Annotated in this window: 11 protein-coding genes; 2 read left to right on the forward strand and 9 right to left on the reverse strand. The window is 38.3% G+C overall.

Annotated elements, in window-relative coordinates; genetic code table 11:
* The first annotated feature begins 383 nt into the window (after positions 1-383).
* Positions 384-872 carry an Lrp/AsnC family transcriptional regulator gene (locus HMPREF9072_RS00775; RefSeq protein ID WP_002671239.1) on the forward strand — a complete coding sequence of 163 codons (489 nt, stop codon included), beginning with the start codon at positions 384-386 and terminating at the stop codon, positions 870-872.
* 2 nt (positions 873-874) lie between these two features.
* Complete coding sequence (locus tag HMPREF9072_RS00780; protein WP_002671237.1) at positions 875-1,489, forward strand: deoxynucleoside kinase; 615 nt, start codon at positions 875-877, stop codon at positions 1,487-1,489.
* 64 nt (positions 1,490-1,553) lie between these two features.
* On the opposite strand, the gene HMPREF9072_RS00785 is transcribed toward HMPREF9072_RS00780, so the two are convergent.
* The 9 genes from HMPREF9072_RS00785 to HMPREF9072_RS12395 all read right to left on the reverse strand — a co-directional run.
* Positions 1,554-2,408 carry a hypothetical protein gene (locus HMPREF9072_RS00785; RefSeq protein ID WP_009410044.1) on the reverse strand — a complete coding sequence of 285 codons (855 nt, stop codon included), beginning with the start codon at positions 2,406-2,408 and terminating at the stop codon, positions 1,554-1,556.
* A gap of 82 nt (positions 2,409-2,490) precedes the next feature.
* On the reverse strand, positions 2,491-3,489 hold the full coding sequence (gap, locus tag HMPREF9072_RS00790) for a type I glyceraldehyde-3-phosphate dehydrogenase (protein WP_009410045.1): 999 nt from the start codon (positions 3,487-3,489) through the stop codon (positions 2,491-2,493).
* A 53-nt stretch (positions 3,490-3,542) separates the two neighbouring features.
* Entirely contained in the window at positions 3,543-4,523 is a 981-nt protein-coding gene (pfkA, locus tag HMPREF9072_RS00795; protein ID WP_002671231.1) for a 6-phosphofructokinase, read from the reverse strand.
* Between the two features lie 156 nt (positions 4,524-4,679).
* A complete protein-coding gene (locus HMPREF9072_RS00800; RefSeq protein ID WP_009410046.1) occupies positions 4,680-5,873 on the reverse strand; it encodes a pyridoxal phosphate-dependent aminotransferase in 1,194 nt (397 codons plus the stop codon).
* A gap of 104 nt (positions 5,874-5,977) precedes the next feature.
* Positions 5,978-7,201 carry a peptidase T gene (pepT, locus tag HMPREF9072_RS00805; RefSeq protein WP_009410047.1) on the reverse strand — a complete coding sequence of 408 codons (1,224 nt, stop codon included), beginning with the start codon at positions 7,199-7,201 and terminating at the stop codon, positions 5,978-5,980.
* A gap of 41 nt (positions 7,202-7,242) precedes the next feature.
* The gene (lptB, locus tag HMPREF9072_RS00810) at positions 7,243-7,986 is read right to left on the reverse strand and encodes an LPS export ABC transporter ATP-binding protein (protein ID WP_009410048.1); all 744 of its coding nucleotides are present in this window, start codon (positions 7,984-7,986) and stop codon (positions 7,243-7,245) included.
* 6 nt (positions 7,987-7,992) lie between these two features.
* Positions 7,993-8,646 (reverse strand): hypothetical protein, encoded by a 654-nt coding sequence (locus HMPREF9072_RS00815; protein ID WP_009410049.1) that lies wholly within the window; start codon positions 8,644-8,646, stop codon positions 7,993-7,995.
* A gap of 8 nt (positions 8,647-8,654) precedes the next feature.
* The gene (tatC, locus tag HMPREF9072_RS00820) at positions 8,655-9,464 is read right to left on the reverse strand and encodes a twin-arginine translocase subunit TatC (protein WP_009410050.1); all 810 of its coding nucleotides are present in this window, start codon (positions 9,462-9,464) and stop codon (positions 8,655-8,657) included.
* 550 nt (positions 9,465-10,014) lie between these two features.
* On the reverse strand, positions 10,015-11,018 hold a 1,004-nt coding region (locus HMPREF9072_RS12395; protein ID WP_009410051.1), incomplete at its 5' end, for a gliding motility-associated C-terminal domain-containing protein.

Below are 11,018 nucleotides of genomic sequence, written 5' to 3' on the forward strand. Positions count from 1 at the left end.
TAAGCTAACCCCACCCTCCTCACAGCCTTTTCTCGCTAAAAACGCCTCTAACCCTCTTTTGATATTCTTCGTTTCCCTTCGATGATTCTGTGTCTCTCCAAAAACGCTAATGTGTCCTTTTTGCGACACACACTTTGGCAAAGCTGATTAAATTGATAATCAATTTAAAGACAATACAAACTATTATTGAAAATAACCTATCCTGTAAAACATACTTTACTCAGAAAATATTTCTATAGTTTTAGCCTTTTACAACCCAATTATTTATCTAAAAATAATAATGATTATGAGCCTTTTATAAAAAAACAGAAAAAATATTTTGTCTTTTCCCCTGGTATATCGAAAATATTTTCTAATTTTACCCCCAATAAATTTATAAAAGTATGTATGCATTAGACCGTATTGATTTAGCACTTTTAGATGAATTACAACAAGATAGCAAACAATCTATTAAAAAATTATCCGAAAAAGTAAGCCTGTCAATCACTCCAGTTCACGAACGTATCAAACGATTAGAATCACTAGGAATTATTCAAAGATATGTAGCGGTAGCCAATCCTAAAGCTCTCGGAAAAAAATTGGTAGCTTATTGTCAAGTAAAACTTCTTAAGCATAGTGCCGAATTATTTAATGAGTTCGAAAAATATATAAGCACTTTAGATGAAGTGTTAGAAGCCTCGTATATGGCAGGAGGCTACGACTTCCTGCTAAAAGTTATGCTCAACGATATGGAAGATTATCAGAGATTTGTAGTACACAAAATATCTAAATTGGAAATTATCTCTAACATTCAAAGCTCTTTCGTAATACAAGAGATCAAGAACACCTCTATGATTAAATGTCTACGTGAGGAAGCTGAAAAAACTAATTAAAAATGCACATAGCAATTGCAGGAAATATAGGAGCTGGAAAAACTACCCTTACCTCTCTATTAGCCAAACACTACCAATGGGAAGCCCATTTCGAAGATGTGGTAGATAACCCTTATTTAGATGATTTTTATCACCAAATGGAGCGCTGGAGTTTTAATTTACAAATATACTTTCTAAACAGTCGCTTCCGACAGATTTTGGATTTTAGAGAGAAAGGAAATAACATCATTCAAGACCGCACTATTTACGAAGATGCTCACATCTTTGCCCCTAACTTACACGAAATGGGACTGATGAGCTCTCGTGATTTCGATAATTACAAGTCACTATTCGCTCTGATGGAGCGCCTTGTTCTCCCACCAGACCTACTGATTTACCTCAGAAGCTCAGTACCCAACTTGGTAAACCAAATACAAAAGCGCGGTCGAGATTACGAAAATACAATCTCAATAGACTATCTCAACCGCCTCAACCAGCGATACGAACAGTGGATAAAAAGTTACGACAAGGGGAAACTACTCATCATAGAGGTAGACAATATTGATTTCGTAAACAACCCTGAAGATTTAGGTGAAATCATCAATAAAATAGATGCTCTCCTCTACGGATTGTTCTAAAATAAAAAAGATACCCACCAATAACGGTGAGTATCTTTTTCTTTTATTAATTATTTTTTTAATTCTAAAAGAACTTGCTTACGTGGAATGCTACCAAACCATCAATTGGTTTTCTTAGCACTGTACCCAATTTAAGGTTGTTTTCTGTCAATACTTCTTCCAAAATATCTTGGAGGAAGAAAGCAATACTACCTACAAAGTTGATAGGCACTTCGTAGCGGTCTTCGTACTGAGAAATCCAGTGGTCTACAAATAGTTGCATACCTTGTCTCACCATCTCACGGCAATATTCGTGATTCTTATTTTCTACTACGAATTTTGCAAAAGTAGCCAAGTAACTGTTAGGGTTTGGCATCTTGTACAAGTGATTTTTAATCACATCTGATCCCAATTCGTATTGATTTTCAAACTTCTGAACGAGGTCAGCTGGCATTTTCTTGAAGAAATAATCAATAATCAAGCGTTTGCCATAGAAATTCCCACTCGATTCGTCCATCAAAATATAGCCTAATGAATCTACTGCTTGGTATAATTCTTTACCATTCCAATAAGAGCAGTTAGCACCTGTACCTAAGATACATACAATAGCTTTATCGGAGGGGGCTGTAGTAGCAAACACAGCTGCATAAGTATCTTCTTTCACCTCTATTTTAGCGTTTTTAAAGATAGTTGCCAAACTGCGTTCTACAAAGTAACGAATGCGTTCAGTACCACAACCAGCACCATAGAAATAAATTTCTGATACTGAATTTCTGTTCTCAAACAATTGATAATTGGTGGTTATACGCTCTACGAGAATTTCTTCTGTAAGAACTTCAGGATTTAACCCTAAAGTTTGAGTAAAAAATATTTTTTCACCTTTGCTATTTAAGGCTGTCCAATCGGCCTTAGTAGCTCCACTGTCTACAATTAAAATCATATCGTTTCGGTTTTATTAAGTTGTTTACTATTAAAAAAGGTGAGTATGCCTCCATAGGCAACTCACCTTTTTTCTTTATGAATTACAATTTAGCAATGTGCTGTGCTAAATCTACCAATTTGTTTGAATAACCAGTTTCGTTATCGTACCAAGAAACTACTTTGAAGAAGTTAGCACTCAAACCGATACCAGCTTTTGCATCGAAAATAGAAGTGTTTTTGCAACCTACGAAGTCTTGAGAAACTACAAGGTCTTCAGTGTATCCAAGAATACCTTTCAATTCACCTTCTGATGCTTTTTTCATAGCAGCGTTGATTTCCTCTAAAGTAGTTGATTTTTTAGTGCGGAAAGTCAAATCTACTACTGAAACATCGGCAGTAGGTACGCGGAATGCCATACCAGTAAGTTTACCATTCAATTCAGGGATTACTTTACCTACAGCCTTAGCAGCACCGGTAGTAGAAGGAATGGTGTTGCAAAGTGCTGAACGTCCACCTCTCCAATCCTTTTTAGAAGGACCATCTACTGTTAATTGTGTAGCGGTTGTAGCGTGAACTGTAGTCATCAAAGCCTCTTCGATACCGAAGTTATCATTCAATACTTTAGCAATAGGCGCCAAGCAGTTAGTTGTACAAGAAGCGTTAGACACGATAGTATCAGTAGGTTTTACTGATTTGTGGTTCACACCCATTACAAACATAGGAGCATCTGCTGATGGAGCAGAAATAACTACTTTTTTAGCTCCTGCATTAATGTGAGCTTGTGCTTTTTCTAAGGTAGTGAAGATACCAGTACATTCAGCAACTACATCGGCGTGTACTTCGTTCCATTTAAGGTTGTTAGGATCTTTTTCAGCAGTGATACGCACTTTTTTGCCATCTACTACTAAGTGACCATTTTCTACTTTCACATCACCTTTAAAAGTTCCGTGAACTGAATCGTATTTCAAAAGGTAAGCGATGTAATCTACATCCAAAAGGTCGTTAATACCAACGATTTCTACGTCGGCTCTTTCATAAGCAGCACGGAATACGAGACGTCCAATACGTCCGAAACCGTTAATTCCAATTTTTACTGACATAATTCTCTTTTAATTTAATTTATTCGTTATTTAATTTTAAGTTTGTTACGTTACTAAGTTGCCATTATTTCGGCTACACGGAGGAGTTCCGTATCTATTTTAGAACTGCCTTTGATAGCTTTTTCAAGCGGAGTGAGTTCCATTTTATTGTTACGGATACCCACCATATAGTTAGATTTCCCTTCAAGGAGTGATTCTACTGCTTTTACCCCCATACGGCTTGCCAATACACGGTCGAAGCAAGAAGGAGCACCTCCACGTTGCATATGCCCTAATACTGATACACGCACATCGTAATCGGGGTGGTGTTGTTCTACATATTCTTTAAGTTCGAATACGTTTTTACCTATTTTATCGCCTTCAGCAACCACTACCAAGCTGGAAGTTTTACCAGTCCTACGACTTTTTTCCAAAGATTCAAGTAGCTTTTTAAGTCCTATATTCTCTTCTGGAATCAAGATTTCTTCAGCACCTGCCCCTACTCCAGAGTTCAAGGCGATGTGTCCTGCATCACGCCCCATTACTTCTATGAAAAACAAGCGGTTGTGGGAGCTTGCGGTATCTCTAATCTTGTCGATAGCCTCAATTACAGTGTTGAGAGCGGTATCATATCCCAAAGTAAAATCAGTACCATAGATATCGTTATCGATAGTACCAGGGATTCCCATTACGGGGAAACCAAATTCTTTGTTGAACAAGAGTGCCCCAGTGAAAGAGCCATCACCTCCTATTACTACCAAAGAATCTACCCCTGCAGCTTTTAATTTTTCATAAGCTGCCTTGCGCCCTTCAGGAGTTTTAAAATCTTTAGAGCGGGCTGATTTCAAGATAGTACCTCCTCTATTGATAATATCTCGAACGCTACGTGCGTTCATTTCTTCAAAATCGCCTTCTATCATTCCCTGATAGCCACGATATACACCTACCACTTCGATGTTGTGATATGCACAAGTACGTACCACTGAACGAATGGCGGCGTTCATACCAGGAGCGTCTCCTCCTGATGTTAATACTGCTATTTTTTTTACTGACATTGTCTGTTTTTAATTTTCCGCCTCAAAAGTACAAAATATTTTTGATATAGCAATAATTTTATGTGTTTTTTTAACACTAAAAAATATAACTGTTTAGTTTATTAGGAATTAGAAAATAGATGTTAAAAGTTAGTTTTATAAAATCTTCATTAAATCTTAATGTTTGTTGTATTCCTTTAGAGCTTCACCTAATATGTGAATAGCTTTTACTATCTTCTCCTTCTCGAGTACATAAGCTATACGCACTTGGTTGCGCCCTAAACCTTCGGTAGCATAAAAACCTTCGGCAGGAGCCAACATTACCGTTTCGTTATTTACTGAGAAATGATCTAAAAGCCATATACAGAAGTCTTCTGCATTTTCTACAGGCAATTCGGCTATACAATAGAAAGCCCCCTTAGGCATCGATACACGTACACCTTCTACTTTTCGGAGTTCTTCAATGAGCACGTTCCTACGCTGAGTATATTCCTTTAATACTTCTTCAAAATAAGTTTCGGGTACATCAAAAGCGCGCTCAGCTCCTATTTGTGAATAAGTAGGGGGAGACAAGCGTGCTTGAGCGAACTTCAAAACAGACATCATCACGTCTTTATTCTTAGAGACTACCCACCCGATGCGCGCTCCACACATACTGAAACGTTTAGATACCGAATCTATCATTATAGCATTTTGTTCAATGCCTTCTACTTGCATAATGGAATAATGGGTAGCACCATCATATACGAACTCTCGGTATACCTCATCGAAAATAAGGAAAATATCGTGTTTTTTAGCTATTGTTGCCAATTGCAAGATTTCTTCTTTAGAATACAAATAGCCTGTAGGATTTCCGGGGTTACAAATGAGAAAAGCTTTGGTTCTAGGAGTTATCTTTTTCTCAAACTCTTCTATAGGAGGTAAGGCAAAGTTATCATCAAAAGAAGACGTAATAGGCACACACACTGCATCAAAGGCTTCTGAAAAGCTAATATAGTTCGCATAGTAAGGTTCTGGAATGATAATTTCATCATCGGCATTGGCAACAGTAGCAATTACATAGGTAAGAGCTTCAGAACCTCCACAAGTGATGATAATATCACTACTTTCTACCTTAATATCGTGTTTTTTGTAGTATTCCACCACCTTTTCTCTAAGAGAATCAATTCCCTCACTTTTTGTATATTCCAATACCTTAGGGGTAAAATCTTTGACTGCTTGAATAGCTATTTCAGGGGTTTTAATGTCAGGCTGACCGATATTGAGGTGATAAATAGTCTTCCCTTCCTTAGCTGCTTTTTCAGCGTAAGGGGTCAGTTTTCTAATGGGTGACTGAGGCAATATTTGCGCTCTATGTGATATTGTAGGCATCTTTTTAATTATTAATGGTTAATTATTAATGGTTAATGAAAAATTAGCAAATTAGCCAATTTGTCAATTAACACATTGGCTAATTGATAAATCGGCTAATTATCTTATTTTTTTGCTACTAATTCAGCAATGCGAATAATCACTTCGGTAGCTTTTTCGAGGTTTTCTACGGGCACAAATTCGTATTTACCGTGGAAATTATGTCCGCCTGCAAAGATATTAGGGCAAGGCAAGCCCATAAAGCTAAGTTGAGAACCATCGGTACCACCGCGGATAGGTTTAGTAATAGGAGTAATACCTAATTCTTTCATCGCGCGTTCGGCTACTTCTACAATATGCATCACAGGTTTGATTTTTTCACCCATATTGTAGTATTGGTCTTTTATTTCGGCTACTGCTACATTAGGGATTTGCTTGTTAAGGTCGTCTACAATTTGTTGTACTACGGCTTTGCGTTTGTTGAAAAGGTCGCAGTCGTGGTCGCGGATAATAAGCTGTACTACCGTATTTTCTACATCTCCAGAAATATCGGTAATGTGGTAGAACCCTTCGCGACCTTCGGTGCGTGCTGGAATCTCATCGGCTGGTAGTGCATTGATAAACTGAGTAGCTACGAGCATTGAGTTTATCATTTTGTTTTTGGCAGTACCAGGATGTACGTTCTTTCCTTTGAAGTGAATTTTAGCCCCAGCTGCATTGAAACTCTCATATTCAAGTTCGCCTATTTGTCCGCCGTCCATTGTATAAGCCCAGTCGGCAGCGAATTTTTTCACATCGAATTTATGTGCTCCACGTCCTATTTCTTCATCAGGGGTAAAGCCTACGCGTATTTTCCCGTGTTTGATTTCGGGGTGTTGCACAAGGTATTCCATAGCGGTTACGATTTCGGCAATCCCCGCCTTATCGTCAGCTCCTAAGAGGGTCGTACCATCGGTTGTGATAATGGTATTGCCTTTGTAGAGCAACAAATCCTCAAAATAAGAAGGTGATAACACTATATTTTGTTCTTTGTTGAGGACAATATCTCCCCCATCATAATTTTCTATAAACTGTGGATTTACGTTTTCACCAGAGAAGTCAGGTGATGTATCGAAGTGAGAAATAAAACCAATGGTAGGCACTGGGTAATCTACATTCGATGGCAACGTAGCCATCACGTAGGCGTTTTCATCTACAGTTACGTCTTGCAAACCAATAGCTTTCAATTCTTCTACCAATAGGTTTGCCATATTCCATTGTTTTTCGGTGCTAGGAGTTGTTTCGCTCTCAGGGTTGGACTGAGAGTCTATTTTTATATACTTAATAAAACGGTCTACTAAATTTTTCATTATATTATAGTTTTTAGTTATTTCTTCTTATTGTTAATTGGCTAATCTTCTAATATTTTCTTGCGTCTCAATTCAAAGTTTCTTCCAAGGTATACTTTTCTTACCATCTCATCAGCTGCCAATTCTTCAGGCACTCCTGATTTGAGGATTCCTCCCTCGAACATCAAATAAGTGCGGTCGGTAATGGCTAGTGTTTCCTGTACATTGTGGTCGGTGATGAGAATACCTATATTCTTGTCTTTGAGTTGTGCTACAATGCGTTGGATATCTTCCACTGCTATAGGGTCTACCCCTGCAAAAGGCTCGTCGAGCAAGATAAACTTCGGACTGGTAGCCAAAGCACGTGCAATTTCTGTGCGACGACGTTCTCCCCCTGAAAGCAAGTCTCCACGATTTTTACGAATATGTCCTAAGCCAAACTCTTCTATCAGCTCATCGGTTTTGCGTTGTTGTTCTGCCTTAGAGAGTTTGGTGAGTTGTAGGACACTTTTGATATTGTCCTCAATACTCAGCTTTCTAAATACCGAAGCCTCTTGAGCCAAATACCCAATACCGCTTTGAGCACGTTTGTACATCGGATAACTGGTGATTTCGGTATTATCCAAAAAAATAGTACCACCGTTGGGCTTGATGAGTCCCACTATCATATAAAAGGAAGTCGTTTTTCCTGCTCCGTTAGGCCCCAAGAGTCCTACGATTTCACCTTGGTTTACTTCCAGCGAAACGCCTTTTACTACTTTTCTTCCTTTGTATATTTTGATGATGTTATTTACTACTAATTTCATATAATCTTAAAACGAAAAGCGATAAGGCATTTCGTTGAGTTCTGTTTCTAAATCTACCCAATCGTGTACTTCGGTTACGATACTGTACACCATCTCTTCGGTAAGCACTTTCCCTTCGTAAAGGTCGGTAATGGTTTGTTCGCTCATTACTTCTTGCAAGAAGCCTTCGTCGCCCAAATATTCTACTGCCCATTCTTTGTATTTCATAGGGTCAGTAGAAATATACTCAAACTTATCGATATGTTCTTCCACAGGGAAGTTCTCTACACATTGCCACGTTTCGCCATCTAAAGAGTATATCACGAAAGGAATATCACTTTCTGAAAAGTTTTTACGATAGTACGGCAAGAACACCTTCGGGATACGCTTCTCGAAGTCGTGATTATCGCCTCCTTTGCTATCTTCGGCGCTCGAAGAGGGAACGATTAAGCAGGCTTTATCAATAAAATAAAACGACAGCGACGAACCGTCTTCATCTTCAAAGCCGTGCCCCCATTGGGCTTCATAGCCTTCATATTCTTCTTCATTTACTTTGTAGTAGGTGTGATAAACTTCAAACTCGTGACCACAAATAATCCAATCTAATACGGCTTCGCCTTTGCAAAGCTGTTTCAACGTTTTCACGTTGGGTAGGTGCTGTAAGTAGGTATTACAATCCATTAAAAATATTAAATTACCTTGTTTTGTTCTTTTTTTAAAACGTAAGCTGAAATAAAAATACTTATTTCGTATAAGAGCATTATCGGTATCGACACGATAATTTGGCTTACTACATCAGGAGGGGTTATAATTGCTGCAATGATAAGCACTACAATAACTGCGTGCCGGCGATATTTTCGCATAAAAGCAGGTGTTATCACTCCTAATTTGGTAAGAAAATAAACAACAATAGGTAGCTCAAAAATAATGCCACACGAAATGACTGACGAGCGTACTACAGAAATATAAGAGTTTAAATCTATTTGGTTTCTCACTTCGGGACTTACTGAATAAGACCCTAAGAAATTCACTGATAGTGGAGTAATGAGATAATAGCCAAACAAAACTCCTATAAAAAACAGCAAAGAAGCAATGAGGATAAAGCCACGAGCCAGCTTGCGCTCGTTTTCATAAAGTGCTGGACTGATGAATTTCCACACTTCATAAAGCACATAAGGAAACGCGAGAATCACTCCTGCCCAAATAGACGTCCAGATATGAGCTGAAAACTGCCCTGCCATTGTACGGCTTTGAATTGTAAAAGGCAATTGTTCAGCACAAAAAGCACTTTCAAATCCAAAAAGATGACCTATCTTACAGAACGTTCTGTAAGTAAAGAAATCGCCATTCTTAGGAGCAAAGATGATTTGGAAAATAAAATCCTTACACACAAACGCTACCACACCCACTGCTAAAACAGCTATAGTAGCACGTATCAAGTGCCAGCGCAAGGCTTCCAAATGGTCTAAAAAGGACATTTCATCTTGTGATGATTCCATCGTTGCTTTGTTGTTTTTATCTTTTATAACAAATTTGATGGTGCAAAGATAATAAATAATTCATAATTCACAATTAGCAACTAACTTTTTTAACTTACCACCAGTAATACCAGAAATACCAATAATCATCTTTGCCAGAGGTCGTAGCACGATGGGCAGGTGAATAAAGTAGTTGTACTTTTTAGACTTTCCGGGGAAGTTCGGAAAGACTCAGTGGTATCGAAAAAAAACGAAGAATATCAGAAGTGAGAATTCAGTCAAAAGGTAAAAGATGAGAGGTAAATTGGGTATGCTTAGCTTATAGAAAGCTTATAGGAAGCTTGAACGAATCTTGGAAGATAGATATACAAAGGGTATATAAAAAATTGATACTGAATAATTAAGAGTGAAGAAAAAAACGTAGTTTTGAGGGTAATAAAACGAAAGAAAAGAGAAAAAAAATTAGATGTGAGCTACATCAGAAATGTGAGCCACACAATATACTATGCAAAAAAGGCTGTTCAGCGAAATGCTGAACAGCCTTTTTTGAGGTTCTTCTATTTATATAATGCTATTTCTTAACGTATAACCAACCAACTAAAGATTCTTTGTTGTTATTGCTATCATAATACTCTATCACGTAGTAATACGTTCCTTGTGGGAGTTTATCGGCTTGTTCGATAGTTACACGTCCGTTAGAAATGCCTCTAAATACGCGGGTAACATTGTCATAACCTTCGGTCTCGAATACTTTCACACCCCAACGGTTATAGATACGTACCACATTGTTAGGGTAACGCTCAATGCCACTGATATGAAAATAATCGTTTTTGCCATCGCCATCTACCGACATACCATTGTAAGGCACTATCTTGTTCACTACATCGATAGTAACAGTAGCTGAAGCACAAGCATCGGTGTTACAAAGTTTATACACAAAGGTATCAGTGCCCTCAAAATTAGTATTTGGACGATATTCTATAGAACCATCTACATTCACAACTACTGTACCGTTAGCAGGGGTGGCTACCACATTAGGAGTTGTTGCTCCGTTAGGGATATCGTTACCCAATACATTCACCACTACTGGGGTGTTGATAGCGGTTGTAGAATGATCATCTACTGCTATTGGCAATACTGGGATGGTGCTTGTGGTTGTACCACTCACTGTTACCACAATACTTGCGGTGCTACATACCGTAGGACTTGCTACGGCGCATATAGTGTAGCTTATCGTATGGATACCCACAGGGGTGTTTGGTGCTACCGTAATCGTTCCATTAGGGTTCAAGGTGAAGCCCGTAGGAGTTGCTGTATTCCAAGTAAGTGTTACAGAACTGATACTTGGATTTGGTACACCATTGAGTTTATCATTAGTAAGAACGCTTGGCGTAGTACCACCTACAGTGCTTGTAATCGTAGTTACCCCATCGTTCACTGCTTCAATAGTCGTTGGCGTTACTACAGTAGGAACAAACACTTTTACAGTAGCTGTGGCTGTTGCACAGTTATCAGGGTTCAAACGCTCACAGATGCTGTATACTATCTCATAAGTACCCGATTTAGTACCCGAAG

This window comes from Capnocytophaga sp. oral taxon 324 str. F0483 (assembly GCF_000318315.2).
GTDB lineage: Bacteria > Bacteroidota > Bacteroidia > Flavobacteriales > Flavobacteriaceae > Capnocytophaga > Capnocytophaga ochracea.